This is a genomic window from Pseudomonas rhizophila (assembly GCF_003033885.1).
GTDB classification, from domain to species: Bacteria; Pseudomonadota; Gammaproteobacteria; order Pseudomonadales; family Pseudomonadaceae; genus Aquipseudomonas; species Aquipseudomonas rhizophila.
The window spans coordinates 618,593-643,802 of the sequence record NZ_CP024081.1; the positions used below are offsets into that span (position 1 = coordinate 618,593).

24 protein-coding genes are annotated in these 25,210 nt (G+C 61.5%); 9 read left to right on the forward strand and 15 right to left on the reverse strand.

Annotated elements, in window-relative coordinates:
• Positions 1 to 62: 62 nt before the first annotated feature.
• Both CRX69_RS02790 and CRX69_RS02795 read left to right on the forward strand, forming a co-directional pair.
• The gene (locus tag CRX69_RS02790; protein ID WP_076382810.1) at positions 63 to 854 is read left to right on the forward strand and encodes an AraC family transcriptional regulator; all 792 of its coding nucleotides are present in this window, start codon (positions 63 to 65) and stop codon (positions 852 to 854) included.
• Positions 855 to 1,080: 226 nt separating this feature from the next.
• The gene (locus CRX69_RS02795) at positions 1,081 to 1,974 is read left to right on the forward strand and encodes a PA4780 family RIO1-like protein kinase (protein WP_047227411.1); all 894 of its coding nucleotides are present in this window, start codon (positions 1,081 to 1,083) and stop codon (positions 1,972 to 1,974) included.
• Positions 1,975 to 2,580: 606 nt separating this feature from the next.
• Here CRX69_RS02795 and cueR read toward each other — a convergent pair.
• The 3 genes from cueR to CRX69_RS02815 all read right to left on the reverse strand — a co-directional run bounded on the left by cueR (position 2,581) and on the right by CRX69_RS02815 (position 5,896).
• Positions 2,581 to 2,994: a Cu(I)-responsive transcriptional regulator gene (gene cueR, locus CRX69_RS02805; protein WP_047227412.1), complete on the reverse strand. Its 414-nt coding sequence runs from the start codon at positions 2,992 to 2,994 to the stop codon at positions 2,581 to 2,583.
• Positions 2,991 to 5,384 (reverse strand): heavy metal translocating P-type ATPase, encoded by a 2,394-nt coding sequence (locus CRX69_RS02810; protein ID WP_107321490.1) that lies wholly within the window; start codon positions 5,382 to 5,384, stop codon positions 2,991 to 2,993. The genes cueR and CRX69_RS02810 overlap by 4 nt, the downstream gene beginning before the upstream one ends.
• Positions 5,385 to 5,512: 128 nt before the next feature.
• Positions 5,513 to 5,896, reverse strand: a complete 384-nt coding sequence (locus CRX69_RS02815) for a hypothetical protein (RefSeq protein WP_047227414.1) — start codon at positions 5,894 to 5,896, stop codon at positions 5,513 to 5,515.
• 148 nt (positions 5,897 to 6,044) lie between these two features.
• Here CRX69_RS02815 and CRX69_RS02820 point away from each other — a divergent pair, with 148 nt between their 5' ends.
• Together CRX69_RS02820 and CRX69_RS02825 are read left to right on the forward strand one after the other, a co-directional pair.
• The gene (locus CRX69_RS02820) at positions 6,045 to 6,242 is read left to right on the forward strand and encodes a heavy-metal-associated domain-containing protein (RefSeq protein WP_107321491.1); all 198 of its coding nucleotides are present in this window, start codon (positions 6,045 to 6,047) and stop codon (positions 6,240 to 6,242) included.
• 96 nt (positions 6,243 to 6,338) lie between these two features.
• On the forward strand, positions 6,339 to 7,541 hold the full coding sequence (locus CRX69_RS02825; RefSeq protein ID WP_076382806.1) for a multidrug effflux MFS transporter: 1,203 nt from the start codon (positions 6,339 to 6,341) through the stop codon (positions 7,539 to 7,541).
• Between the two features lies 1 nt (position 7,542).
• Here the strand turns inward: CRX69_RS02825 and CRX69_RS27645 are convergent, their stop codons facing one another.
• On the reverse strand, positions 7,543 to 7,713 hold the full coding sequence (locus CRX69_RS27645) for a hypothetical protein (RefSeq protein ID WP_171061426.1): 171 nt from the start codon (positions 7,711 to 7,713) through the stop codon (positions 7,543 to 7,545).
• Between the two features lie 222 nt (positions 7,714 to 7,935).
• Positions 7,936 to 8,949 (reverse strand): zinc-binding alcohol dehydrogenase family protein, encoded by a 1,014-nt coding sequence (locus CRX69_RS02830; RefSeq protein ID WP_047227417.1) that lies wholly within the window; start codon positions 8,947 to 8,949, stop codon positions 7,936 to 7,938.
• A 113-nt stretch (positions 8,950 to 9,062) separates the two neighbouring features.
• On the opposite strand from CRX69_RS02830, the gene CRX69_RS02835 reads away from it, so the two are divergent.
• The 3 genes from CRX69_RS02835 (at position 9,063) to CRX69_RS02845 (ending at position 12,399) form a co-directional block, all read left to right on the forward strand.
• Positions 9,063 to 9,992: a LysR family transcriptional regulator gene (locus CRX69_RS02835; RefSeq protein ID WP_107321492.1), complete on the forward strand. Its 930-nt coding sequence runs from the start codon at positions 9,063 to 9,065 to the stop codon at positions 9,990 to 9,992.
• Positions 9,993 to 10,193: 201 nt separating this feature from the next.
• Positions 10,194 to 10,928: an ArsR/SmtB family transcription factor gene (locus CRX69_RS02840; RefSeq protein WP_047227419.1), complete on the forward strand. Its 735-nt coding sequence runs from the start codon at positions 10,194 to 10,196 to the stop codon at positions 10,926 to 10,928.
• 88 nt (positions 10,929 to 11,016) lie between these two features.
• Positions 11,017 to 12,399 carry an MFS transporter gene (locus CRX69_RS02845; protein ID WP_107321493.1) on the forward strand — a complete coding sequence of 461 codons (1,383 nt, stop codon included), beginning with the start codon at positions 11,017 to 11,019 and terminating at the stop codon, positions 12,397 to 12,399.
• Between the two features lie 120 nt (positions 12,400 to 12,519).
• On the opposite strand, the gene CRX69_RS02855 is transcribed toward CRX69_RS02845, so the two are convergent.
• The 3 genes from CRX69_RS02855 to CRX69_RS02865 form a co-directional block, all read right to left on the reverse strand.
• Positions 12,520 to 13,473: an adenosine deaminase gene (locus CRX69_RS02855; protein WP_076386484.1), complete on the reverse strand. Its 954-nt coding sequence runs from the start codon at positions 13,471 to 13,473 to the stop codon at positions 12,520 to 12,522.
• Positions 13,474 to 13,556: 83 nt separating this feature from the next.
• Positions 13,557 to 14,522, reverse strand: a complete 966-nt coding sequence (locus CRX69_RS02860; RefSeq protein WP_107321495.1) for a 2-oxoglutarate and iron-dependent oxygenase domain-containing protein — start codon at positions 14,520 to 14,522, stop codon at positions 13,557 to 13,559.
• Between the two features lie 142 nt (positions 14,523 to 14,664).
• The gene (locus tag CRX69_RS02865; protein ID WP_107321496.1) at positions 14,665 to 15,747 is read right to left on the reverse strand and encodes a BMP family ABC transporter substrate-binding protein; all 1,083 of its coding nucleotides are present in this window, start codon (positions 15,745 to 15,747) and stop codon (positions 14,665 to 14,667) included.
• 291 nt (positions 15,748 to 16,038) lie between these two features.
• On the opposite strand from CRX69_RS02865, the gene CRX69_RS02870 reads away from it, so the two are divergent.
• Positions 16,039 to 17,130: a calcium:cation antiporter gene (locus CRX69_RS02870; RefSeq protein WP_047227424.1), complete on the forward strand. Its 1,092-nt coding sequence runs from the start codon at positions 16,039 to 16,041 to the stop codon at positions 17,128 to 17,130.
• Between the two features lie 103 nt (positions 17,131 to 17,233).
• On the opposite strand, the gene CRX69_RS02875 is transcribed toward CRX69_RS02870, so the two are convergent.
• From CRX69_RS02875 to CRX69_RS02885, 3 genes are all read right to left on the reverse strand, one after another.
• Entirely contained in the window at positions 17,234 to 18,592 is a 1,359-nt protein-coding gene (locus tag CRX69_RS02875) for an 8-oxoguanine deaminase (protein ID WP_076386476.1), read from the reverse strand.
• A 249-nt stretch (positions 18,593 to 18,841) separates the two neighbouring features.
• Entirely contained in the window at positions 18,842 to 19,528 is a 687-nt protein-coding gene (locus tag CRX69_RS02880) for an SDR family oxidoreductase (protein ID WP_047227426.1), read from the reverse strand.
• Positions 19,529 to 19,553: 25 nt separating this feature from the next.
• The gene (locus CRX69_RS02885) at positions 19,554 to 19,904 is read right to left on the reverse strand and encodes a MerR family transcriptional regulator (RefSeq protein ID WP_047227427.1); all 351 of its coding nucleotides are present in this window, start codon (positions 19,902 to 19,904) and stop codon (positions 19,554 to 19,556) included.
• An 81-nt stretch (positions 19,905 to 19,985) separates the two neighbouring features.
• On the opposite strand from CRX69_RS02885, the gene CRX69_RS02890 reads away from it, so the two are divergent.
• On the forward strand, positions 19,986 to 20,426 hold the full coding sequence (locus CRX69_RS02890) for a hypothetical protein (RefSeq protein ID WP_107321497.1): 441 nt from the start codon (positions 19,986 to 19,988) through the stop codon (positions 20,424 to 20,426).
• A 66-nt stretch (positions 20,427 to 20,492) separates the two neighbouring features.
• Here the strand turns inward: CRX69_RS02890 and CRX69_RS02895 are convergent, their stop codons facing one another.
• The 4 genes from CRX69_RS02895 to CRX69_RS02910 all read right to left on the reverse strand — a co-directional run bounded on the left by CRX69_RS02895 (position 20,493) and on the right by CRX69_RS02910 (position 25,208).
• Positions 20,493 to 21,419, reverse strand: coding sequence for an ABC transporter permease (locus CRX69_RS02895; protein WP_047227429.1), 927 nt, complete (start codon positions 21,417 to 21,419; stop codon positions 20,493 to 20,495).
• Positions 21,419 to 22,525, reverse strand: a complete 1,107-nt coding sequence (locus CRX69_RS02900; RefSeq protein ID WP_047227430.1) for an ABC transporter permease — start codon at positions 22,523 to 22,525, stop codon at positions 21,419 to 21,421. The genes CRX69_RS02895 and CRX69_RS02900 overlap by 1 nt, the downstream gene beginning before the upstream one ends.
• 10 nt (positions 22,526 to 22,535) lie before the next feature.
• A complete protein-coding gene (locus CRX69_RS02905; protein ID WP_107321498.1) occupies positions 22,536 to 24,089 on the reverse strand; it encodes an ABC transporter ATP-binding protein in 1,554 nt (517 codons plus the stop codon).
• A 537-nt stretch (positions 24,090 to 24,626) separates the two neighbouring features.
• Entirely contained in the window at positions 24,627 to 25,208 is a 582-nt protein-coding gene (locus tag CRX69_RS02910; protein ID WP_076386466.1) for an IMPACT family protein, read from the reverse strand.
• Between the last annotated feature and the right edge of the window lie 2 nt (positions 25,209 to 25,210).

Sequence of the window (25,210 nt, forward strand, 5' to 3'; positions counted from 1 at the left end):
AAGAAAAGTCGACTTAGCCTAACGTCGGCACTTGCAGCCGTCTTGCGACATAAGGCCAATCCATGCCGACTAACGGACACCAACAACTCGAAAGACGCATTCCCGACCTGACGGAATTGCCCAGGCCGCTTTATGCCCGTGTCGAAAGCTTGAGCGCCGGTTCGTGGACCCAGGCCCATCGTCATGATTGGGTGCAGTTTTCCTACGCCATCAGTGGCGTGCTGGGTGTGCACACCGCCGAAGGCAGTTTTTTCGCCCCGCCACAATGGGCCATCTGGATTCCTGCCGACCTGGAGCATCATGTGGTGACCTCCACCCGGGCAGAAATGCGCAGCCTTTATGTTCGTCGCGAAGCCTGTCCGTGGGCCGATGAACGCTGCCGAGTGCTGGAGGTCACGCCGCTGGCGCGGGAGCTGATCAAGGCTTTTTGTCAGTTGCCGGCCGATTACGCTCAGGGCGATACCCAGCAAGCGCGACTGGTGCAAGTGTTGCTGGACCAGTTGGCAACACTGCCGGAGGTTGGCTTTTGCCTGCCACTTCCCCGGCATGCGCGTCTGCTGGCGTTGTGCAACGAGCTGATCGAACAGCCCGACCAGAACGTGACTTTGCAAGTGTGGGCCGAGCGCCTGGGCACATCGGAAAAAACCCTGATGCGTCTGTTCCAGCGCGAAACCGGCCTGAGCTTTCGCGCCTGGCGCCAGCGTACGCGGCTGTTGTCGTCCCTGGGGTCGTTGGAAAAAGGCGATAGCGTGACCGGCGCGGCGTTGTCCTGTGGCTACGATTCCACGTCCGCTTTCATAGTGGCGTTCAAGGGGATGTTTGGATTGACCCCGGGGGAGTTGTTTAAACATTGAATCAGCTGCACTGGGCATGGCTGTCAGCTCTTGTCGCAAATGCCTTTGCATTCAGTTGCCAACGCTATGCGCTGTCTCGGCTATGATTCGGCTCGGTCGATTTAATCCGGCACATTGTGTGCATCGAAGGGTTCATAAGTCGGCAACCCCTCCCCGTGGAGGGAGGATTGCCGTATAACGACTGTCATTCGCGTGTTCGGTAATAAAGGACCCACAATAAAAGCTGATGAAGACTCCAAAACGCATTGAACCCCTGATCGAGGACGGTCTGGTCGACGAGGTGCTGCGCCCACTCATGAGTGGTAAAGAAGCAGCTGTTTATGTGGTGCGCTGCGGCAACGAGTTACGTTGCGCCAAAGTCTACAAGGAGGCGAACAAGCGAAGTTTTCGTCAGGCGGCCGAATACCAGGAAGGCCGCAAGGTGCGTAACAGCCGCCAGGCCCGGGCCATGGCCAAGGGCTCCAAGTTCGGGCGCAAGGAAACTGAAGACGCCTGGCAGAATGCCGAAGTGGCGGCGCTGTTCCGGTTGGCCGGTGCGGGCGTGCGAGTGCCCAAGCCGTACGACTTCCTCGAAGGCGTGCTGCTGATGGAGCTGGTGGCTGACGAATACGGCGATGCGGCACCGCGTCTGAACGATGTGGTACTGGAGCCGGATCAGGCCCGTGAGTATCACGCGTTCCTGATCTCCCAGATTGTGTTGATGCTGTGTACCGGTCTGGTGCACGGTGACCTGTCGGAGTTCAACGTGCTGCTTACGCCGACGGGCCCGGTGATCATCGATCTGCCGCAGGCGGTGGACGCCGCTGGCAACAATCACGCCTTCAGCATGCTGGAGCGGGATGTGGGCAACATGGCGTCCTACTTCGGCCGGTTTGCCCCGGAGCTCAAGCGCACCCGGTACGCCAAGGAAATGTGGGCGTTGTATGAGGCTGGCACCTTGCACCCGGCCAGCGTGCTGACCGGCGAGTTCGATGAGCCGGAAGAACTGGCGGATGTCGGCGGGATCATGCGTGAAATCGAGGCTGCCCGTCTGGACGAGGAACGCCGCCAGGCCGTCCGCGCCGCTGACGACGCTCCACCCGGCAAAACCGAAGAACCGCCTCCGCCCTGGATGCAGTGAGCGCTTGACCAGAAACCCGGCCCAGGCCGGGTTTTTTGTGGCTGCCCAAAAAATCCCACACTGTTTTTTGTGAGGCCCTCAACACCTGCGTCCGCCACCAACTCCCTGTGGGAGCGAGCCTGCTCGCGATAGCGGTGGATCAGCTTGCATGGATGCAGGATATGCCGGCGTCATCGCGAGCAGGCTCGCTCCCACATTGGTTCTCGGGGGTATATGGATCCTGCGTTCGGAACCAATCCCCTGTGGGAGCGAACCTGCTCGCGATAGCGGTGGATCAGCTTGCATGGATGCAGGATATGCCGGCGTCATCGCGAGCAGGCTCGCTCCCACATTGGTTCTCGGGGGTATATGGATCCTGCGTCCTGCACAAATCCCCTGTGGGAGCGAGCYTGCTCGCGATAGCGGTGKATCAGCTTGCATGGATGYAGGATRTGCCGGCGTCATCGCGAGCAGGCTCGCTCCCACATTGGTTCTCGGGGGTATATGGATCCTGCGTCCTGCACAAATCCCCTGTGGGAGCGAGCCTGCTCGCGATAGCGGTGTATCAGCCTGCATGGATGTAGGATGTGCCGACGTCATCGCGAGCAGGCTCACTCTCACCTTCGCTCAAGCATGCACTGTCTTCTCGCAACACCCCGACGCCAGTTCCTTGAGAATCGGGCAGTCCGGGCGGTGGTCGCCGTGGCAGTGTTCCACCAGGTCCTGGAGGGTGTCGCGCAGTTCGGCCAGTTCGCGGATTTTCTGGTTCAGTTCGTCGATGTGTTGCCGGGCCAAGGCCTTGACGTCGGCGCTGGCACGTTGGCGGTCCTGCCAGAGGGTCAGCAATTTGCCGACCTCTTCCAATGAAAACCCAAGGTCCCGGGAGCGCTTGATAAAGGCCAGGGTGTGCAGGTCATCGGCACCGTAGATCCGGTAGCCGCTGTCGGTGCGATGAGCCGCCTTGAGCAGGCCAATGGATTCGTAGTACCGGATCATCTTCGCACTCAGGCCGCTCTGGCGGGCCGCTTGGCCGATGTTCATCGCTTGTCCTCCAGGTGTTTGGGTGTCCAGAGTTTCAACAGTAACGCGTTGCTCACCACGCTGACGCTCGACAAGGCCATGGCCGCGCCGGCCAGCACCGGGTTGAGGAAGCCGAATGCCGCCAGGGGAATACCGATCAAGTTGTAGACGAATGCCCAGAACAGGTTCTGACGGATCTTGGCGTAGGTCTTGCGGCTGATCTCCAGCGCCGCGGGCACTAGCCGTGGATCACCGCGCATGAGGGTAATACCGGCGGCGTGCATTGCCACGTCGGTGCCGCCGCCCATGGCAATGCCAATGTCCGCGGCGGCGAGGGCCGGGGCGTCGTTGATGCCGTCGCCTACCATGGCCACCACCGCATGGGTCTTCAACTGTTGGACGATGGCGGACTTGTCGGCCGGCAGTACTTCGGCATGAACGTTGGCGATGCCCAATGCCTCGGCCACCACCCGGGCACTGCCGCGGTTGTCGCCAGTCAGCAGGTGGCTGCCGATATGGCGTTCATTCAGGGCGTGTACGGCCGCCAGGGCGCCGGGCTTGAGTGTGTCGCCGAAAGCGAACAGGCCCAGCACCCGTGGCGTTGCGTTTTGCTCAATCAGCCAGGACAGGGTTCGGCCCTCGGTCTCCCAGGCCTGGGCCGACTCGCTCAGCGAACCGGGGGCCAGGCCCAGTTCGTCCAGCAAACGTCGGTTACCGAGGGCCAGACGCTGTCCGTCCAGGCTGCCGGCAATACCGCGTCCGGTCAGCGACTGGCTGTCGTTGATGTCCGGGACAACCAGGCCGCGCTCCGCACACGCATCCAGCACCGCCTTGGCGAGGGGGTGTTCGCTGCCGCGTTGCAGGGCGCCGGCCATTTGCAGCAGCTTGTCTTCGTCACCGTCCAGAGCGCTCAAGTGGGCGATGCGTGGTGTGCCGGAAGTCAAGGTTCCGGTCTTGTCGAACACCACGGTGTCGACTTCATGGGCGCGCTCCAAGGCCTCGGCATCCTTGATCAGGATTCCATGGCGGGCAGCCACCCCGGTGCCGGCCATGATTGCCGTGGGTGTCGCCAGACCGAGGGCGCACGGGCAGGCGATCACCAGCACGGCGACAGCGTTGATCAGTGCCGTCTCCAGGGGGGCGCCATACAACCACCAGCCGATCAACGTCGCCAATGCCAGCACCAGCACGACCGGCACGAAGACCTGGCTGACTTTATCCACCAGCTTTTGAATGGGGGCCTTGGCCGCCTGGGCGTCTTCCACCAGGCGGATGATGCGCGCCAGGACGGTTTCCGTGCCCAGGGCCAGGGTGCGCACCAGCAGGCGGCCTTCGCCGTTGATGGCACCGCCCGTCACCTTGTCGCCGGGCTGTTTGGGCACCGGCAGGCTTTCGCCACTGATCAAGGCTTCGTCAGCGTGACTCTGGCCTTCCAGCACTTCGCCATCCACCGGGAAGCGTTCGCCGGGTTTGACCAGCACCCGATCATTCAAGCGCAGGGCGCTGATGGCGACGTCCCGCTCCTGCCCGTCAATGACCTGAATCGCCCGCTCCGGTCGCAAGGCTTCGAGGGCGCGGATAGCACTTGCGGTTTGGCGCTTGGCGCGGCTTTCCAGGTATTTGCCGAGCAATACCAGGGCAATCACCACGGCCGAGGCCTCGAAATACAGGTGCGGCATGCTGCCAGGGCGGGCAATGGCCCATTCATAAATGCTCAAGCCATAACCCGCGCTGGTGCCCAGGGCCACCAGCAGATCCATGTTCCCGGCCCCGGCACGCACGGCCTTGTAGGCCGCGATATAGAAGCGCGCACCGAAAATGAACTGCACCGGCGTCGCCAAAGCGAATTGAACCCAGGCCGGCAGCATCCAATGCACGCCAAACGGTTGCAAAAGCATGGGCAGCACTAACGGTACGGACAGCAAAATCGCCAGCACCAAGGCCAGGCGCTCGCGATTCAGGCGATTGCTTTGTGCGTCATGGGGTTGCTCGGCCTGCCAGACACTGGCGTCATAACCGGCGCCCTTGACCGCATCGATCAGGGTTTGCGGGTCGACCCGGCCGAGCAAGTCCAGGTGGGCCCGTTCGTTGGCGAGGTTGACGCTGACACGGTTCACCCCGGCGACTTTGCTCAGGGCACGCTCGACCCGGCCGACGCATGAGGCACAGGTCATTCCCTCGATGGACAGTTCCAGCGTCTGGACGGGGACACTGTAGCCGGCCTGTTCGACGGCCTGCATCAAGGCTGGCAGGCTGCCCTCGGGCGCCTGGATCCGCGCCTGTTCGGTCGCCAGGTTCACGCTGACGGCGCTGGCCCCTGTGACGTTGCTCAAGGCGCGCTCGACCCGCCCGGCGCAGCTGGCACAGGTCATCCCGGCAATCGGCAGATCGAAAAGGGTGGATTCAGACATCGGACAGGCTCCCTGTAGTGAATGACTACAGGATCAACCTTGCCACGCCGGGAAGGTCAAGCGCTAATCCAAACGCTTGCACACACACTTTGTGGGAGCGGGCTTGCTCCCACTTTTTATCTAAGGGGTCAATAACCCAGCTCAGCCGGCTTGAGATACATCCCTTCCTGGGTCATGGCAATGCGGAACTTCAGTATGTCGCCAGCCTTGAGCGTCACATCCTGCGACCCCGGCGCAAGCATGCCTGGGCTGCAGCCCGGCGCCTGGCCTGGCAGCAGCTTCAAGCGCAAGGAGAACTTTCCGGGTGGCAGGTTGAAAGAGGTGCTCTGTTCCTGGAACAAACGCCCCGAGAGCTGATCGCCGATATAGATGCCGATTTCGCAGGAAGTCGGCACTTCCAGGCGCTCGCGGGAAATGATCAGCACGCCGTAGTCTTCGCCGACGGCCAACGCCTGAGGGCTCACCGCTGACAAACCGAGCATGCAAAACAGGCTGAACGCTGACCAGCGCATGGCTGAACCTCCGGTGTGAAATCCTTGATGTGTGCAGCTTGGCCGAGCTTGGCAGCGATTGCCAGCCCGGCAGTTTTCGTCAGAACTTGACCTTTCCATGATGGCAAGCTTGAAACTGCTGGCAACCTCAATCCCAAGGAGTCATCTCATGCAAACATTCAATGTTCAGGGAATGTCCTGCGGTCACTGCGTCAAGGCCATCACCGAGGCTGTGCAGGCCAAGGATCCGGCGGCGCAGGTGCAGATCGATCTGGGCGCCAGGACCGTTCAGGTCCAGAGTTCGTTGTCGGTCGATGCCGTGCTCCAAGCCATTAAAGAGGAGGGGTACGAGGCCAGTCCCGCCTGAGATTTTTTAATAGTTAGCGACCTATCGGAATGTTCAAGAGCGCCCGGCAGGGCTAGACTGTCGGGCTGCTGACTGACGCCTGAACCTGGACGCCCGATGAACTTCCGTACCATTCTGATTCTTGGCGCCTTGAGCGCATTCGGTCCCTTGGCGATCGATTTCTATCTGCCGGCTTTCCCGGCCATGGCGACCGCCTTCGGCACCGACGAAAATCACATCCAACTGACTTTGGCGGCTTATTTCCTCGGATTGTCCATCGGGCAGTTGGCCTATGGGCCGGTGGCGGATCGCTTCGGCCGGCGCATTCCATTGCTGACGGGCGTCGGTCTGTTCACCCTGGCTTCTCTGGCCTGTGCCTATGCGCCGAGTCTGGAATGGCTGATCGGTGCCCGTTTCGTCCAGGCCCTGGGCGGATGCGCCGGCATGGTGATTTCCCGGGCGGTGGTCAGCGACAAATGCGACGCGGTGGGCTCGGCCAAGGTGTTCTCGCAACTGATGCTGGTGATGGGGCTGGCGCCGATCCTCGCGCCGATGCTTGGCGGGCTGTTGGTGAACCTGCATGGCTGGCAATCGATCTTCATTGCCCTGACGCTGTTCAGCGCACTGGCGGCGACGGCCGTGGCATTGTGGCTGCCGGAAAGTCTGCCGGCCCATGTGCCGCGTCAACCATTGTCCGGGGCGTTGCGCCAATATGGTCGACTGTTGACCGACACGGTCTACCTCGGGCATGCCTTGACGGGAGGCATCGCTATCGCCGGGATGTTTGCCTACATTGCCGGTTCGCCTTTCGTCTTCATCAAGCTCTACGGTGTGCCGGCCGAACACTTCGGCTGGCTGTTCGGAACCAACGCGGCGGGTTTTATCCTGGTGGCACAGGTCAACGCCCGGTTGTTGTCCAAACGTGGGCCGGCATTCCTGCTGTCGCGCGCGGTGTGGGTCTATCTCGCCGCCGGGCTGTGTTTGTTGGCGGTCAGTTCCTTGCACCCTGAGCGGTTGTGGCCGTTATTGATTCCGCTGTTCATTTGCATCGCCAGCCTGGGTTGCATCCTGCCCAATGCCTCGGCTTGCGCCATGAGTGGGCAGGGTGCTCGTGCCGGTAGCGCGTCGGCGATGCTGGGATGCCTGCAGTTTTCCGTGGCCGCCGGTGCCGCCGCATTGGTGGCGGCGCTGCACGATGGCAGTGCCGTGCCGATGGCGATGGTCATCAGCCTTTGCGGGTTATTGGTGGTGGGTGCAGCGATGCTGACCCGCCGCCTGCAACAGGCCCGGACACTGGCACAAGCCAGTGGCCAGGACTGATTCAGCCGGCCGCTCGCTGCTGCTGTTCAGGGTAGCGGTGAGGTGCGTGAATACGCGCTTGCAGGGTGGTGGCGAAAGCCTGGGCCTCGGCCTCGGTGCGGAAGGTCACGACGTGTTGGTCAAGACGCACTTGCCACTGGGATTTTGCCACTTCTTTTATCAGGATCTTCATTGCTGACCTCCTCACGTAAAAGATTGTGCTGCAAAGGCCTCGAGTGTAGACCTGAATGCGATCGCAATTGTGACAAGGGTCAATTCTCAGACTGACGGTGCAGGTTTTTTTTGTGGGAGCAAAGCTTGCTCGCGATACGCGACGACTTGGCCTGACGGGGAACCGCGCGACCTTCATCGCGAGCAAGCTTTGCCTCTACAAAAACCGCCCCCTTATCGGTGGTTAGAAACCTTCAAGCACAATCTTGCCTTTGGCTTTTCCGCTTTCCAGCAGGGCATGGGCCCGGCGCAGGTTTTCGGCGTTGATGGTGCCAAAGTGCTCGCCCACGGTGGTCTGCAATGTGCCGGCATCGATTAGCGCGGCGACGCGGTTGAGCAGGTTATGTTGCTCAATCATGTCCGCCGTTTCGAACAGCGAGCGGGTGTACATGAACTCCCAATGCAACGACAGGCTCTTGCGCTTGAGCTTGGTCACATCCAGCGCCTTGGGATCATCGATCAGCGCCAGTTTGCCTTGGGGCGCCAGGGCTTCCACCAATTGATCCAGATGCAGATCGGTGTGGGTCAGGCTGGCGACATGGGTCACCTGAGCCTGGCCTGCCTGCTTTAATACATCGCTCAGCGGATGGCTATGGTCCACGACCAGATCGGCACCCAGGCCTCTTACCCAGTCCTGTGTCTGCGGCCGGGAAGCGCTGCCAATCACTTTCAGTGCGGTGAGCTGGCTGGCCAGTTGCGTCAGTATCGAGCCGACACCTCCTGCAGCGCCGACGATCAACAGGCTTTGCCCCTGATCTTCCTGGCCTTCCTGGATTTGCAGGCGCTCGAACAGCAATTCCCACGCGGTAATGGCCGTCAGCGGCAGGGCAGCGGCTTCGGCGAAACCGAGCGTCTTGGGCATCTGGCCGACGATACGTTCATCCACCACATGCAATTGGCTGTTGCCGCCGGCGCGGGCAATGGAGCCGGCGTAGAACACTTTGTCGCCCGCCTTGAACAGCGTGACCTCATTGCCCACCGCCTTGACCACGCCGGCCACGTCCCAACCCAGCACTTTGGCTGCGCCGTCTTCAGGCTGGACGTTCTGGCGAATTTTCGTGTCGACCGGGTTGACCGAAATGGCTTTGACTTCCACCAGCAGGTCCCGAGGGCCGGCGGTGGGTTCCGGCAGTTCAATGTCCTGCAGCGATTGCGGGTCGGTGATCGGTAACGAATGGTAGTAGGCGATGGCTTTCATAGGGCGGCTCCTTGAAGTGAGTTCGATGAAGCCAATGGTTAGCTATTTATCGCCGAGATAAAACCGGCTAAAAGAACAGGCTCTTTCAATGTTTTTTTGATAATGAGGCCGTCATGTTTCGATTCGACGACTTGCAGTTGTTCGTCCGGGCCGCAGACCTGGGCAGCCTGTCTGCCGCGGCCAGGGTCATGGACCTGTCGGCGGCGGTGGCCAGCGCCGCATTGAAGCGGATAGAACAACACTTGGGCGCCCGGCTGTTGGCGCGCTCTACCCGCAGTTTGCGCCTGACGGCCGAGGGCGAAGGCTTCCTTGAGTATGCCCGTGCGGCGCTGAGCAGCCTCGACGAAGGACGCAGGTTATTGACCAGCGGCCAGGATCAGGTCAGCGGGGTGTTGCAGTTGTCCGCCCCCTCGGACTTGGGACGCAACCTGCTGCTGCCCTGGCTGGACGCGTTCCAGGAGGAGCATCCGGGGCTGACCGTGCGACTGCTGCTGGGTGATCGCATCGCTGATCTGTTCAAGCAGCCGGTGGACGTCGCGTTGCGTTATGGCAAGCCGGAAGATTCGAGCCTGGTGGCCCTGCCGGTCGCGCCGGATAACCGCCGGGTGCTGTGTGCATCGCCCAGTTACCTGGCTCGGCATGGCGAACCTGTTCAGTTGGAGCAACTGGCCCAGCACAATTGCCTGTTGTACATGCTCGGCACGCGGGTTCATGACCGTTGGCGTTTTCATGACGGCAAACGGGAAATGAGCCTGACCGTCAGCGGCGACCGCTTCAGCGACGATGCCGATGTGGTGCGTCGCTGGGCGGTGGCAGGCGCGGGGATCGCTTACAAGTCCTGGCTGGACGTTTCAACCGATGTGTTGGCCGGACGTTTGAAAATCCTTCTGCCGCATCTGCAATGCGAACGCGCGCCGCTCAATCTGCTGTGTGCTCACCGAGCGCAACTGAGCAAACCCATCAATCTGCTGCGGGAAATGCTCAAGCTGCGTTGTGGCCGGTTGACGGCACAATTTGCCCTCTCGACGGGGGACGACCATTAGTCGCGCGTAAATAGAGACTTTTCCCTCACGAACAATCGCCTCCAAAGGTTTCCGGAGGACAGGAAACCTCGATCCGCACGCTTATACTAGCGGCCGCCTGAAGCGGCGCGCGATTTGCGGCGGTCGAGCCGCTTTGGGCGGCCCCATTGCTGGTCACTAGCGCCAGAGCAGTAGACGAATGATTCAACAGGGAGTGAATACATGGAACATGCACCTTGCATCAGCCAGATCGCCACGCTGCTGGCCGACCCAAAACGCAGCGCAATGATGTGGGCCTTGATGGACGGCACTGCGCGGCAGGCTGAAGAGCTGGCGTTGCTGGCCGGGCTGTCGCCGTCTTCGGCCAGCGCTCATCTGGGCCGTCTGTCCGCCGGTGGCCTGTTGAAAGTCGAAGCCCGTGGCCGCAAACGGTTTTTCCGCCTGGCGGCACCCGAGATCGGCGCTGCCGTCGAAGCGCTGGCCAGCGCGACCCTGGCCAGTACGCCGCGCCAGCTTCCGGAAGTCTTCAAGCGCGGAGTCATGCCGGGCAAGGCCCCGTCGGCTCCCGCTTCGTTGATGCGGGCCAGGCTTTGCGAAGACCATCTGGGTGGCACCCTGGCGGCCGACCTGTATCAGCGCCTGCTGGATGCCGGATGGATCGAGCAGGGCGACCAGCGGGTGATCGTGACTCACAAAGGTGCCAATGAGCTGGCCGGGCACGGCCTGTTCATCCAGGCGCTGGCCCACCGCAACGCCCGCACCGCTTGTGCCTGCCCGGACTGGAGCGAGCGACGTCCGCACCTGGGGGGCGCCTTGGGTGCTGCGTTGCTGCAACTGTTCATGCAGTCCGGTTGGCTGAGCTTGCCCAACGACTCCAGGGCCTTGCAGGTAACGGTGCTTGGCCAGCAGGAAATCCATCGGTTCGCCACGCAGGACACCGTGGAAATGGCGTTCTAGGGCTGCCGACAGGTCGTATTCAGCAATAGCCTCCAGCAAGGTTCGCGCACACTCGAACCTGGGATTTTTTTGGATTGGGGGAAACAGCATGGATACTCACGGCTACAGCGCGGCGGAACGTCTGGAGCGACTGCCCATCAGCGGCTACCACCGGATTATTTTCATCATTATTGCCTTGGCGTTTTTCTTCGACTCCATGGACCTGGCCATGATGACGTTCCTGCTGGGCTCGATCAAAGCCGAGTTTGGCTTAAGCACCGCCCAGGCAGGTTTGCTCGCCAGCTCCAGTTTCTTTGGCATGGTACTGGGAGCATCGCTGTCGGGCATGCTGGCCGATCGGTTCGGGCGCAAGCCGGTGTTCCAGTGGAGCATCGTGTTGTGGGGCGTCGCCAGTTATTTGTGCTCGACCGCCCAGAGCGTCGATTCACTGATGCTGTTCCGCATCCTGCTGGGTATCGGCATGGGCATGGAGTTTCCGATCGCTCAGTCGATGCTCTCGGAACTGATCCCGGCCACACGCCGAGGCCGCTATATCGCGTTGATGGATGGCTTCTGGCCGTTGGGTTTCGTGGCGGCGGGCGTGCTGTCATATTTCCTGTTGCCGGTGATCGGCTGGCGCGACATCTTCCTGGTGTTGGCGGTGCCGGCGGTGTTCGTCCTGGTCATTCGCTTCTTCATTCCCGAGTCGCCGCGCTGGCTGGAACAGGCCGGCCGGGGGGACGAGGCGGACGCCGTGCTCAAGCGAATCGAAGACAAGGTCCGAGCCTCGTTGGGACGTGGAGAATTGCCTGAACCGATTCGTCTGCCGAGGGGCGAGAGCACGCCGGGCAATTTCTTTTCGGCCCTGGCGCAGATCTGGTCACCGCTGTATTGCCAGCGCACGATGATGATCTGGAGCGTCTGGTTCTTCGCCTTGCTCGGTTTTTATGGCCTGACGTCCTGGCTCAGTGCCTTGTTGCAGCAGTCCGGATTCGCCGTGACCCAGTCGGTGTATTACACCGTGCTGATTTCCTTGGGCGGGATTCCCGGCTTCCTCATGGCGGCGTGGCTAGTGGAGCGCTGGGGACGTAAACCGGTGTGCGTGGTCACGTTGCTGGGTGGCGGGGTGATGGCGTTTCTTTATGGTCAGAGCGCGGTGTTTGGCGGCAACGTGGGCCTGCTCATCGGCACCGGGCTTTTGATGCAGTTCTTCCTGTTCGGCATGTGGGCGGTGCTCTACACCTACACGCCAGAGCTGTACCCCACCTCGGCACGGGCCACGGGCTCGGGTTTTGCCTCGGCTGTCGGTCGCATTGGTTCGCTGCTCGGGCCCCTGGTCACCGGATTGGTGTTTCCCATTACCGGACAGGGCGGTGTGTTCGCCCTGGGCGCGCTGTGCTTCGCCGTGGCGGCGGGGGTGGTCTGGTTGTTTGGCGTGGAGACGCGGGGCAAGACATTGGAGGAGTTGAGCGAGGGTACGGTGGCCGGTTAAACCACTTCACTCTTGTGGGAGCGAGCCTGCTCGCGATGGCGGTAAGTCAGGCGACATCGATGTCGAATGTCATGCTGCTATCGCGAGCAGGCTCGCTCCCACAAAGGGGCATCACCCGTCTTAGGGTTTTACCAGCCGTGCATCCAAGCTGTTCTGCGCCAGGCGTGTGGCCTGGTCCTGGGTCATCCCCAGATGGGTGTGCAGCGCGTGGAAGTTTTCGGTGACGTAGCCGCCGAAGTACGCCGGGTCATCGGAATTGACCGTCACCTTCACTCCGCGTTCGAGCATGTCGAGGATGTTGTGTTGCGACATGTCGTCGAACACACACAACTTGGTGTTGGACAACGGGCAGACCGTCAGCGGGATCTGTTCGTCGATGATCCGCTGCATCAGTCGTTCATCTTCAATGGCCCGCACGCCGTGGTCGATGCGCTGGATCTTCAACAGGTCCAGGGCTTGCCAGATGTACTCGGGCGGGCCTTCTTCACCGGCGTGGGCAACGGTCAGGAAGCCCTCGTTGCGTGCACGGTCGAATACCCGCTGGAACTTGCTCGGCGGGTGACCCATTTCCGAACTGTCCAGACCCACGGCCACGAACGCGTCGCGGAACGGCAGCGCCTGGTCGAGGGTTTTCTCGGCCTGTTCTTCGCTCAGGTGGCGCAGGAAACTCAGGATCAGGCCGCTGGTGATGCCCAGTTGCTGTTCACCGTCCTTGAGGGCCGCGGCGATGCCGTTGAGCACCACTTCGAACGGGACACCACGGTCGGTGTGAGTCTGCGGGTCGAAGAACGGTTCGGTGTGAATCACGTTCTGCGCCTTGCAGCGCAACAGGTAGGCCCAGGTCAGGTCGTAGAAATCCTGGGAGGTGCGCAACACGTCGGCGCCCTGGTAATACAGGTCGAGGAATTCCTGCAGATTGTTGAAGGCATAGGCCTTGCGCAGGGTGTCCACGTCGCTCCACGGCAGGGCGATCTTGTTGCGTTCGGCCAGGGCGAACAGCAGCTCGGGCTCCAGCGAGCCTTCCAGATGCAAATGCAGTTCAGCCTTGGGCAAGGCGTTCAGCCAGTCGTACATGTTCTTTTCTCATCAGCGAATCGATGGCGGGCATTCTACAGGGGCTGGCCGCAATGTCTGGTAAAACCTGACCGGCTGATCCACTACACCGCCTGTTGTTCCCGCCGATAAGCATAGGTGTCAGCGAAGCGTGACAGCAGGAATTCGGCGCAGGTGGTGGTCGGGTACTTCGGTGGGTGGCCCTCATCCTGACAACCGGGCAGGCATTGGATCTGCGTATCGGGGTGCGGCTCGGCAAAGAACGGCATCGAGTAGCGGTCTACCCCCAGCGGGCTGATCACCCGGTGGGGGGTGGACAGGTAACGGTCGTTGCTCCAGCGCGCCATCATGTCGCCGAGGTTGACCACGAACGTGCCGTCGATGGGCGGCGCGTCGATCCATTGGCCGTTGACGTTGCGCACTTGCAGGCCACCAGCGGCGTCCTGGTAGAGCAGGGTGATGCAGCCGTAATCGGTATGGGCGCCGGCACCTTGCTGCTCGGCAGAGCTGGCGGTGTGACGCGGCGGATAGTGAATCAGGCGCAGCACGCTCACAGGCTCGGTGAAGCGCGTGTCGAAGAAGTCCCGCTCGATGCCGAGGGCCAGGGTCATGGCGCGCAGCAGGGTTTGGGCAAGGGCCTGCATGTCGCGGTAATGCTGCTCCATCAGGGGTTCCCAGCCCGCCAGATCCGGGTGTCGGTTAGGACCGCGCAGAGGCTTGTGCGCCAGCACGTCGGGATGATCGGCCGGCAAGTGCAGGCCCATGTCGAAGGTTTCTTTCAGGTCGCTGGGTTTGGCCGGGTCCAGTTGTTCGGTGGCGACGGCGCCGTAGCCGCGATGATGGCGGGTCTGGGTGATGTCGATCTTGAGTTTTTCTTCTACCGGCAGCCTGAAGAAGCGTTGGGCATGGTCCAGGACTTCGGTGATGCGAGCCGGGCTGATGGGGTGACCCTTGATGTAGAAAAAGCCCCACTGGCGGCAGGCCTGGTCGATCTGGTTGGCGACCGATTGCCAGGCGCTGGGGCTATCGCCGTAGAGCGGGCTGATGTCGATGATGGGAAGGCTGTTCATGCGGCTTTCCTGATTGTGTGAGGGGGCCGATGTGGGAGCGAGCCGGCTCGCGATAGCGATTTGTCTGTCGACATCAACGTTGCATGTCAGTCCGCTATCGCGAGCAGGCTCGCTCCCACAGGGTTTTGTGTTGACTCGTCAGTTATTTGGGAATCTCAGCCTTCATACCTTCGACGTAGTAATTCATCGACGCCAGTTCCACATTGGTAGCGCTCACGCCCGCCGGGATTTTCTCGACGCCGGCCTGGTCCTTGATCGGCCCGGTGAACGGATGGAAAGCACCGCTCTCGATGTCGGCGATGATCTGCTCGGCTTCGCCTTTGACCGCCGCTGGCACCAGGTCGCTGATCGGCAGTTTCACCGTGCCTTCCTTCAGGCCGCCCCAGTAGTCCTGGGATTTCCAGCTATGGTCGAGCACGCTTTGGGTGGCCTGGATGTAGTGCGGGCCCCAGTCGTTGACAATCGAGGTCAGCACCGCCTTGGGACCGAAGTGGGCCATGTCCGAAGCGTAGCCGACGGCGTAGACGCCGCGCCGCTCGGCGGCCTGGATCGGCGCCGGGCTGTCGGTGTGCTGGAACACCACATCCACGCCCTGGTCGATCAGTGCGTTGGCGGCATCGGCTTCCTTACCCGGATCGAACCAGGAGTTGACCCACACCACTTTGATTTCGGTGCCGGGGTTGTACTTGTTCAGGGCCAGTTGGATGGCGTTGATATCGCGGATCACTTCTGGAATCGGGAAGGAGGCGACGTAGCCGATTTTTTTGCTTTTGGTCATCTTGGCCGCGATGAAGCCGCCGACGTAGCGACCCTCATAGGTGCGAGCCAGGTACGTGCCCAGGTTCTTGTCCTGCTTGTAGCCGGTGGCGTGTTCGAAGGTCACCTTGGGGAATTGCTTGGCGACCTTCAGTGTCGGGTTCATGTAGCCGAAGGACGTGGTGAAGATCAGGTCGTACTTGTCCTTGGCCATGTTGCGGATCACCCGCTCGGCGTCGGCGCCTTCAGGCACGTTTTCCACGTAGTTGGTGGTGATTCGGTCGCCGAGTTTCGCCACCAGTTCCTTGCGTCCCTGTTCATGCTGGTAGGTCCAGCCGTGGTCACCGATGGGGCCGATATAGACGAAACCGACCTTCAGCGGGTCGGCAGCGCTGGCATTCAGGCCGGCGCTCAGACCGACAGTCGCAGCGACGGCGCAAAGCAACATCTTCAAGGGACGCTTGTGCATGAACTCGAACTCCATTTTGTTGTGAGGTTGGCTGAACAGCGCTAATGCAAAATGCTGACCAATAGGACAACAAAATCTGTGATCTTTTCGAGGCAGCCATCGCGAGCAAGCTCGCTCCCACAAGGACAACGCAATACCTGTGGGAGCGAGCTTGCTCGCGATGAGGTCCTTGAGATCGATAAAGGTGCACCTGCCACCCACTCGCCACTCCCTGGTGCGTCACTTCGCCCGAACGTTCGCCGCCCCCTACAGTCAGTAGCTCAAGACCCCGACCACGGTGATAGGCCCGCGATGCTGACTTTGATCAAGCAAGAAAAACTGCTGTTGCTGGCGCTGATCGCCGCAGTGCTCGCCTATCCGCTGGAGCACTGGCTGTTGGGCAGCGGACAGATCGTGGCGTTGCTCGGCGGTTTGGTCCTGATCGGCTTTATCGTCGCGGCTTCCATGCGTGTGGCCCATCACGCCGAGCTGCTGGCAGAGAAGGTCGGCGATCCCTACGGCACGATGATCCTGACCCTGTCGGCGGTGCTGGTAGAAGTGGTGATCCTGGCGATCATGATGAGCAACGAAGCCTCGCCAACGCTGGTGCGCGATACCATCTATTCTGCGGTGATGCTCGATATCAACGGCATTCTTGGCCTTGCGGCGCTGATGGGCGGAATCAAGCATGGCGAGCAGGCTTACAACGATGATTCGGCGCGCACCTACAGCGTGATGATCCTCACCGCCATGGGCGTGTCGATGGTGGTGCCGGAGTTCATTCCCCAAGAGAGCTGGAAGCTCTATTCGGCATTCACCATCGGCGCGATGATCGTGCTGTACACCCTGTTCCTGCGCATGCAGGTGGGGCCTCACAGTTACTTTTTCAGCTACAGCTACCCGGAAAAACGCCGTCGGAAAGAGCCGGTGGAAAACCAGCCGAAACCCATCAGCCTGACGTTCTCCATCGCGGCGCTGGTGTTTGGCGTCGTAGTGATCGGAGCGTTGGCCGAGGTCATGTCCAAAGCCATCGACCTGGGGCTGGAAGGTTCAGGGGCGCCGCCGGTGGTTACGGCGATTCTGGTGGCTGCCATTTCCGCGGCACCGGAAATCCTCACCGCCTTGCGCGCTGCGTTGGCCAACCGTATGCAGTCGGTGGTGAATATCGCCTTGGGGGCTTCGCTGTCCACCGTGATCCTCACCGTGCCGGTGATGGAAGCGATGGCGCTCTACACCGGCCAGCCGTTCCAGATGGCAATGACCCCGGTGCAGACGGTGATGATCTTCATCACCTTGATCGTCTGCGCCATCAACCTCAACGATGGGGAAACCAATGCCATTGAAGGCATGACCCATTTTGTGTTGTTCGCGACGTTTATCATGTTGTCGTTGCTGGGACTCTAGAAGAGTATCGCGGGCAAGCCTTGCTCCCACTGGTCTCACGGCAAGGCTGCTTCATACATCCACCCTTGATGTGGGGGCAAGGCTTGCCCGCGATAGCGTCCGGTCAGGCGCCGGCGATCAACTCCCGCGCCGCCTGGCTGTGATCAGCAATCAACCCCTTCAGGTCCAGCCCCTCGACCTGCCCGTCGATGACCCGCCATTGCCCACCGACCATCACCCGGTCCGCCCGGTCCGCGCCGCACAGCAGCAGGGCCGAAACCGGATCGTGACTGCCGGAGAAGCGCAGTTCGTCGAGTTTGAACAGCGCCAAGTCAGCCTGTTTGCCCACCGCCAGCTCACCGATATCGTTGCGCCCCAGCAGTTGTGCCGAGCCGCGGGTCGCCCAGCCCAGCACTCGCTGCGGGGTGATCGCCTGCGCGCCATAGCGCAGGCGCTGAATGTACAACGCCTGGCGGGTTTCCAGGATCATGTTCGAGGCATCGTTGGAGGCCGAGCCGTCCACACCCAGGCCCAGCGGTGCGCCGGCGGCGGTGAGTTCCAGGGTAGGGCAGATGCCCGAGGCCAGGCGCATGTTGGAGCTTGGGCAATGGCAGATGCCGGTGCCGGCGGCGCCGAGACGGGTGATTTCCTCAGGATTGAAATGAATGCCGTGGGCCAGCCAGGTGCGCGGGCCGAGCCAGCCGACGCTGTCCAGGTAGTCCACGGTGCGCAGGCCGAAGCGTTGCAGGCAGAAGTCCTCTTCGTCGAGGGTTTCGGCCAGGTGAGTGTGTAGGCGTACGTCGAGTTTCTCCGCCAGCTCGGCACTGGCGCGCATGATTTCAGGCGTGACCGAAAACGGTGAACAAGGCGCCAGGGCAATCTGGATTTGCGCCCCGTCGCCGCGCTCATGGTATTGGCTGATCAACCGCAGACTGTCCTCGAGAATCACGTGGCCCTGCTGCACGGTCTGTTGTGGCGGCAAGCCACCGTCGGCTTCGCCCAGGCTCATGGAACCGCGGGTCAGCATCGCGCGCATGCCCAGTTCACGGACACTTTGCACCTGCACATCGATGGCATTTTCCAAGCCTTCAGGGAACAGGTAATGGTGATCGGCCGCTGTGGTGCAGCCTGAAAGCAACAGTTCGGCCAGCGCCACTTTGCTCGCCAGAGCGAGCTTTTCCGGTGTCAACCGCGCCCATACCGGGTAGAGGGTTTTCAGCCACGGGAACAGGGGCTGGTTCACCACCGGTGCCCAGGCGCGAGTCAGGGTCTGGTAGAAATGATGATGGGTGTTGATCAGCCCCGGCAGGATCACATGTTCGCCGGCGTCGAAGACTGTGTCGCAGGGCTGGGCGGGTTGCTGGCCGGCCCTCAGCAATTCGACGATCACGCCGTTTTGCAGGACAAGACCGCCACGGGCATCGAGGTCGTTGGCCGTGAAGATGGCGAGGGGATTTTTTAACCAGGTACGGGTCGCAGGCATGGTGGCCGGCTCCTCTGAAAGTGGGTTCAGGTTAGCCAGCTCAGTGATGCCCTGTCTGCTGATCCAGGGTCGCCCGTTGGGTAGGGCGAGGTGCTGAGTTTACTCAGGTTGCGGGGCACATTTCCAGAGTTCGCTGAGGCTCAAATGTGGGAGCGAGCCTGCTCGCGATAGCGGTGTGTCAGTCGACATCATGGTGAATGTCAGGCCGCAATCGCGAGCAGGCTCGCTCCCACAGGGGGAAGGCTTGGGTTACCAGGGAATCGTCTCGCCCTTGTAGTTGACGAAATGATGCCCACCCTTGCCGGCAAAGGCATTGACCTGATCAATCAGGCCGCGGGTGCTGGTCTCGACATCAATGTCCGCCCCTTCGCCACCCATGTCGGTCTTCACCCAGCCCGGGTGCAGCGACAGAACCGTCAATGTCTGCTCGCCCAATTGAGTGACAAAACTATTGGTCATCGAATTGAGCGCCGCCTTGCTGGCCTTGTACAGCGCCAGTTCCGGGGCGTCAGGCATGGTCACGCTGCCCAGCACGGAGCTCATGAATGCCAGCACGCCACTGCCGTCGCGGATCTGACCGACGAAACGCTGGGCCAGATTGATCGGTGCCACGGCGTTGGTGAAGAACAACTGGCCGACTTCGGCCAGCGTCGCACCGCCGGGGCTCTGGTTGTCAGGGCCTTTGACGCCGGCATTGACGAACAACAGGTCGAAGGTTTCGTCCTTGAGCTGCTGGCTCAGGGTGATGACGGCTTGCTGGTCGTCCATGTCGAGCTTTTCGATCCGCACTGGGCCCAGTGCCTTCAACGCCTCGGCGTTCTGCGGGTTGCGCACGGTGGCGGTCACGCTCCAGCCATCGCTGAGCAGCGTCTTCACCAGGCCGAGGCCCAGGCCCCGGGAGGCGCCAATGATCAATGCGTTTTTTGCCGAATTCATGAGGAGCATCCTTGATGAAAAAAGGTCACGGATTTAATGGACAGCGTTGCCCGAGCCGTTGTTTCAGCTCATGGCGCAACGCGTCGAGTTCGGTCATACGGGTTTCGATCAGGTTCAGTTTGTCTTGCAGCAATTGCGTCACGGCGCAGTCAGGGTCCTGCGCCTGCCACAGGGCGGCGACGCTTGCGCCGATCTCGCCCAGGGTAAAACCCAGGCGCTGGGCGGTCTTGATGTAGAGCACCAGTTGCACCATGTCGGCGGGGTAGTGGCGATAGCCATTGGCGCTGCGCTGCGCCGCGATCAGGCCGCGCTGCTCGTAGAAGCGCAGGGTGTCACGGCTGACGGCACAGGCTTGGGCGAGTTCACCGATGCGCATGGTGGGTCTCCGAAGGGCTTGACCTTGGAGCATACCCCAGGCTTTAGGCTCTTTGCTTCCCAATTATCTGGAGCAAGGTGTATGTGGACTTTGATGCAATATCGCCGGGTGGTGCGCGGCAGCGCCTGGTACGACCTTATCGTGTCGGCCGTGCTGGCCACGCCGTGGAGCTTTGCGGCGTTGCATGATGTGTTGATGAGTATGACTCAGCTATTTGACCTGCCTGGAGAACTGCCGCCGTTCGCGCCGGCGCATGTGCTGATGGTGAATCTGCTGGGCTCGATTGTCTGCGTGTGGGCGGTGCTGCGGATTCGTGATCCGCAGCCGCTGTACGGGCGTTATGACGCGGCGGGGCGGTTTTTGTTTTCGGCCTGGATGCTGTATGCACTGCTTCATGGGGCCAGTGCGGTGTTGTGGGTTTTCCTGTTTTTCGAGTTGGTGTGGGGCTTGGTTCAGGTATTGCCTGTTCGGGCCTCATCGCGAGCAGGCTCGCTCCCACAGGGAGAGATGGGGCGAGCCTGAAACTGACGGTCACCCCGATCAAATGTGGGAGCGAGCCTGCTCGCGATAGGCGCGCCGCCGTCTACGTCAATGCCCTGCCTGCCAAGGCTGTCCCAGCGACACCGGCGCATACAGCCGCGTGCGCACCGCGTCCCGGGACAGCAACACCAACACCACAATGGTCGCGACGTACGGCAGCATCGCCAGCAAGCTCGATGGAATCGCCAGCCCCAAGCCCTGGGCCACCAGGTGCAGGATGCTGGCGAGGCCGAACAGGTAGGCGCCCAGCAGCAGGCGCCAGACTCGCCAACTGGCGAACACTACCAGCGCCAGGGCGATCCAGCCGCGCCCGGCGCTCATGTTTTCGGCCCACATCGGCGTGTAAGCCAGCGACAGATAGGCACCCGCCAGCCCGGCCATGGCACCGCCGAACAGCACCGCCAGGGTCCGCACCCGCAACACCGGCAGGCCCATGGCACTGGCGGCATCGGGATTTTCCCCCACCGCCTGGATGATCAGCCCGACGCGACTTTTCACAATCACCCAGGCCACCAGGGCGAACAGCGCAAAAGACAGGTACACCAGCAGATCCTGGGCAAACAGCATCCGCCCGATCAACGGGATGTCGCTCAAGTAGGGAATCGCCAGCGGCTCGAACCCCGCCAGCGGCTTGCCGACCCAGGCCGCCCCGACAAAACTCGACAGCCCCACGCCGAAAATCGTCAGCGCCAACCCGGTGGCCACTTGATTGGCATTGAACACCAGCGCTACCAACGCGAACAGCGCCGACAACAGCATCCCGGCGGCCATCGCCAGCAGCACGCCAAGCCACAGGTTGCCGCTGTTGAACGCGACGATAAAACCGATCACCGCGCCGAACAGCATCATGCCTTCCTGGCCCAGGTTCAAAACACCACTTTTCTCGCAGATCAGCTCACCCAGAGCCACCAGCAGCAACGGTGTGCCGCAACGGATCATGGCGTAGAAAATATTGCTCAACAGGTCGATATCCATCACAGCGCTCCTGCCTGTACGGCGGTGGTCCGGGTGCGCCGGGCCCAGCGCAGGTTCAGGCGCGGCCGATACAGGATCAGTACGTCGCAGGCCAACAGGAAAAACAGCATCATGCCCTGGAACAGCTGGGTGATTGCCTGGGGAAGGTTCAGCGACATCTGCGCGCTTTCGCCGCCGATGTACAACAAGGCCATCAGCAGGCTGGCGAACAGAATGCCGATGGGATTCAGACGTCCCAGGAACGCCACGGTAATCGCCGCATAGCCGTAGCCCGGTGACACTTGCGGCACCAGTTGGCCGATTGGCCCGGTCACTTCGCAGACACCGGCGAGCCCGGCCAGTGCACCGCTGATCAACAGCGCCAACCACACCAACGGCTTCTGGCGAAAGCCGGCGAAGCCGGCGGCCCGAGCGTCCAGGCCCAGCACTTTGATCTGAAACCCGACAAAACTTTTCTGCAGCAACACCCAGACCGCCACCAGTGCCAGCAGGGCGAAATACAACCCGGCATGAAGCCGCCCGTCTTCCACCAGCAATGGCAGGCGACTGGCATCGCCGAACATCGCCGACTCCGGAAAGTTGAACCCGGCCGGGTCTTTCAGCGGTCCGTGAACGCAGAACAGCAGCAGGTTAAGTGCGATGTAATTGAGCATGATGCTGGTCAGGATTTCATTGGCATTGAAGCGCGTGCGTAGCCACGCCGTGAGCCCGGCCCAGGCGGCACCGGCGAGGGTGCCGGTCAGCAGAATCAGCACCAGTGCCCAGCGGCTTTGCATGCCGATGATGTTCACCGCGACGGCGCTGCCGGCCAGGGCGCCCAATAGCAATTGTCCCTCGGCGCCAATGTTCCAGATTCGTGCCTGGTAGGCCACCGCCAGGCCGAGGGCGCAGAGCAGGATCGGCAAGGCTTTGACCAGCCATTCGGACACACCGTATAGATCACTGATCGGGGCTATCAACAAGGTGTACAAGGTTTGCAACGGATCATGCCCCAGGACGGCGAACAGCAGCGAGCCACAGCCCAGGGTCAATACGGCGGCCAGCAGCGGCGAGCACCAGAGCATCAGGCGCGATTGTTGGCCGCGGGGTTCAAGAGACAGCAGCATAAAAACTCCGTTAGACCGTCGCGGGATCAGGGGATTGAGGGGCGTCGAACTGGCCGGCCATCCAGCCGCCGACGTCGCTAAGCCGGGTTTGGACAGTGGGCCTCAAGGCGGACAAACGCCCGCCACACAAAGCGCCGAGGCGGTCGCTGATCTGGAACAGTTCGTCGAGGTCTTCGGAGATCACCAGGATGGCGGCACCCGCATCGCGCAAGGCAATCAGGGCCCTGTGGATGGTCGCCGCTGCGCCGACGTCTACGCCCCAGGTCGGATGCGCCGCCACCAGCAGCCTGGGCTGTTGAAGGATTTCCCGACCGAGGATGAATTTTTGCAGGTTGCCCCCCGAGAGGCTGCGCGCCGGGGTTCTGGTGTCGGGCGTCTTCACCCCAAAACGACGGATAATCTCCTCGGCCAGGTGCTCGACCTTGCGCCGTTGAATCAGGCCGCAACGGATCAGTCCTTGTTGGAAGGCGCTGAGCAGGGCGTTATCCGCCAGGCTCAATTGCGGCACGGCGCCGTGGCCCAGGCGTTCGGCTGGAACAAATGCCAGCCCGAGGCGGCGCCGGGCATTGGGGCGCAGATGCGCCACCGGTTGCCCATCGAACCTGATCGTCTCGCCTTTGTGGCGGGGCAGTTGCGTTTCACCGCTGAGTAATGCCAGCCACTCGTCCTGCCCATTCCCCGCCACTCCGGCGATACCGACGATTTCGCCGCTGCGTACCTCAAGGTCTATATCCCGTAACGAGCAACCGAACGGGTCTGGGTTTGGCCATGACAGTTTGTGGATCTCAAGGAACGCTTTGTCTGCGCTGACCTTGGGATAGTCCGCGATCAGCCCGGCCGCTTCGCCGACCATCAACTGCGCCAGTTCCCGGTCCGAGCACTGCGCTGGTGTGCAATGCCCTGACACCCGTCCGCCGCGCAGCACCGTCGCGCTGTGGCACAACGCGCGGACCTCGCCCAACTTGTGGCTGATGAACAAAATGCTGCAGCCTTCGCTCGCCAGGCGCCGCAGGGTCACGAACAGTTCTTCGGCTTCCTGGGGCGTCAGCACCGAGGTAGGTTCATCGAGAATCAGCAGACGGATGTCCTGCATCAAGCAGCGAATGATCTCCACCCGTTGACGTTCGCCAATCGACAAGCTGTGGACCAATCGCTGCGGCTCCAGGGCCATGCCGTAGCGTTGGGAAACTTCGCGAATTCGCGGCTCCAGTTGCGCCGGTGTGCCGGCTGCCGCGCCCATGGCCAGGGCGATGTTCTGCGCCACGGTAAGGGTTTCAAACAGCGAGAAATGCTGGAACACCATACCGATGCCCAGGCTGCGGGCCTGGGCCGGGTTGCGCAGGTCGACCCGTTGGCCTTGCCAGATCACCTCGCCCGAATCGGCTTGGGTAACGCCGTAGATAATCTTCATCAGGGTGCTTTTGCCAGCACCGTTTTCGCCGAGCAGCGCGTGGATCTCGCCGGGCTGGATGCTCAGGTCGATGGCGTCATTGGCCAGGCAACCTGGGTAGCGTTTGCTGATCTTGCGCAATTGCAGGCGCGGGATGGAATCGAGGTCGGACATGACAGGCTCGGGTCAGGGGACATGAATGCCTGTGGATAAAGCAATTTCCTGGCCAGTAGGTCAGGAAATGTCAGCAAGCCCCGCTCTTTGCCTATCGGCTTGGCTTACCCGCCAACACCCTCGCTGTGGATAGGGCACCGCAATGGGGCGAGCAGGTGATAGAGGCGCTGTTTGTGCCCCGAAACGGGTGGTTAAAAAATGATCAGGCGGCTGCGAGCCATGCCTTTCTTGGGACGGCGTGAGCCATGAACGGGTTATCCACAGTATGTTCCACAGTTATTGTGCGCAAGCCTGAAGGTCCGGCATAACCAGCGCCCGGCTTTCTTCTAAAGGTGATAAAACCTCGCAAGCATTTGTTTTTCTGAAGAAATCGTACAGAAAACAGTGCTTTGATCAAAAAACGAACAACAGCCGCAAAGCCGCATGACAGAAGGGTTACAGCGGAATGTGCTCAGGTTATCCACAGTCGGGTGCACAGTGGATGTGGGCAAGTCGCACGATGGCGTTTGCCCTGAAAAGTCGCAGACCCCCTCGCGCTCAACGGGCCAGCAGAATCCGTCCACGGCTCAGGTCGGCCAATTGCTTTTGCAATGTTTCGATCTGCGCTTCACCCACGGCCACCTGCAAGTCCACGCCATTGGCTGTAAAGCTCTCGGTGTTCACCAATCCGCCGCATTCGGCGACCCGCAGTTTCACCAGGGCCAGTTCCGCGAAACCGCAGGTGCAGCGCAGCGCCACACGGCTGATCAACTCAACCTTCTCGGCGTTTTGCAGGCATTTGTTCGCGCCCCCGCCATAGGCCCGGGCCAAGCCTCCGGTGCCCAACTGGATTCCACCGTACCAACGGATCACCAGCACCACGACCTGATCGCAAGCCTGGGCTTCGATGGCCGCCAGGATCGGCCGCCCGGCGGTGCCACCCGGTTCGCCGTCGTCGTTGCTGCGGTATTGGTCGCCGAGTTTCCAGGCCCAGCAGTTGTGTGTGGCGTTCAGATCGCTGTGCTGCTCTATAAAGGCCACTGCGTCGGCAGGGCTGGTGATAGGGGCGGCGAGGGTGATGAAGCGGCTTTTGCGAATCTCTTCGCGGTATTCACAAAAGCCGGTGAGGGTAAAAGGCATGA

Bases quoted from the DNA above. Each gene is read 5' to 3' on its own strand.
- CRX69_RS02790 (WP_076382810.1), top strand. From the start codon at position 63: ATGCCGACTAACGGACACCAACAACTCGAAAGACGCATTCCCGACCTG.
- CRX69_RS02795 (WP_047227411.1), top strand. From the start codon at position 1,081: ATGAAGACTCCAAAACGCATTGAACCCCTGATCGAGGACGGTCTGGTC.
- cueR (WP_047227412.1), bottom strand. From the start codon at position 2,994: ATGAACATCGGCCAAGCGGCCCGCCAGAGCGGCCTGAGTGCGAAGATG.
- CRX69_RS02810 (WP_107321490.1), bottom strand. From the start codon at position 5,384: ATGTCTGAATCCACCCTTTTCGATCTGCCGATTGCCGGGATGACCTGT.
- CRX69_RS02815 (WP_047227414.1), bottom strand. From the start codon at position 5,896: ATGCGCTGGTCAGCGTTCAGCCTGTTTTGCATGCTCGGTTTGTCAGCG.
- CRX69_RS02820 (WP_107321491.1), top strand. From the start codon at position 6,045: ATGCAAACATTCAATGTTCAGGGAATGTCCTGCGGTCACTGCGTCAAG.
- CRX69_RS02825 (WP_076382806.1), top strand. From the start codon at position 6,339: ATGAACTTCCGTACCATTCTGATTCTTGGCGCCTTGAGCGCATTCGGT.
- CRX69_RS27645 (WP_171061426.1), bottom strand. From the start codon at position 7,713: ATGAAGATCCTGATAAAAGAAGTGGCAAAATCCCAGTGGCAAGTGCGT.
- CRX69_RS02830 (WP_047227417.1), bottom strand. From the start codon at position 8,949: ATGAAAGCCATCGCCTACTACCATTCGTTACCGATCACCGACCCGCAA.
- CRX69_RS02835 (WP_107321492.1), top strand. From the start codon at position 9,063: ATGTTTCGATTCGACGACTTGCAGTTGTTCGTCCGGGCCGCAGACCTG.
- CRX69_RS02840 (WP_047227419.1), top strand. From the start codon at position 10,194: ATGGAACATGCACCTTGCATCAGCCAGATCGCCACGCTGCTGGCCGAC.
- CRX69_RS02845 (WP_107321493.1), top strand. From the start codon at position 11,017: ATGGATACTCACGGCTACAGCGCGGCGGAACGTCTGGAGCGACTGCCC.
- CRX69_RS02855 (WP_076386484.1), bottom strand. From the start codon at position 13,473: ATGTACGACTGGCTGAACGCCTTGCCCAAGGCTGAACTGCATTTGCAT.
- CRX69_RS02860 (WP_107321495.1), bottom strand. From the start codon at position 14,522: ATGAACAGCCTTCCCATCATCGACATCAGCCCGCTCTACGGCGATAGC.
- CRX69_RS02865 (WP_107321496.1), bottom strand. From the start codon at position 15,747: ATGCACAAGCGTCCCTTGAAGATGTTGCTTTGCGCCGTCGCTGCGACT.
- CRX69_RS02870 (WP_047227424.1), top strand. From the start codon at position 16,039: ATGCTGACTTTGATCAAGCAAGAAAAACTGCTGTTGCTGGCGCTGATC.
- CRX69_RS02875 (WP_076386476.1), bottom strand. From the start codon at position 18,592: ATGCCTGCGACCCGTACCTGGTTAAAAAATCCCCTCGCCATCTTCACG.
- CRX69_RS02880 (WP_047227426.1), bottom strand. From the start codon at position 19,528: ATGAATTCGGCAAAAAACGCATTGATCATTGGCGCCTCCCGGGGCCTG.
- CRX69_RS02885 (WP_047227427.1), bottom strand. From the start codon at position 19,904: ATGCGCATCGGTGAACTCGCCCAAGCCTGTGCCGTCAGCCGTGACACC.
- CRX69_RS02890 (WP_107321497.1), top strand. From the start codon at position 19,986: ATGTGGACTTTGATGCAATATCGCCGGGTGGTGCGCGGCAGCGCCTGG.
- CRX69_RS02895 (WP_047227429.1), bottom strand. From the start codon at position 21,419: ATGGATATCGACCTGTTGAGCAATATTTTCTACGCCATGATCCGTTGC.
- CRX69_RS02900 (WP_047227430.1), bottom strand. From the start codon at position 22,525: ATGCTGCTGTCTCTTGAACCCCGCGGCCAACAATCGCGCCTGATGCTC.
- CRX69_RS02905 (WP_107321498.1), bottom strand. From the start codon at position 24,089: ATGTCCGACCTCGATTCCATCCCGCGCCTGCAATTGCGCAAGATCAGC.
- CRX69_RS02910 (WP_076386466.1), bottom strand. From the start codon at position 25,208: ATGCCTTTTACCCTCACCGGCTTTTGTGAATACCGCGAAGAGATTCGC.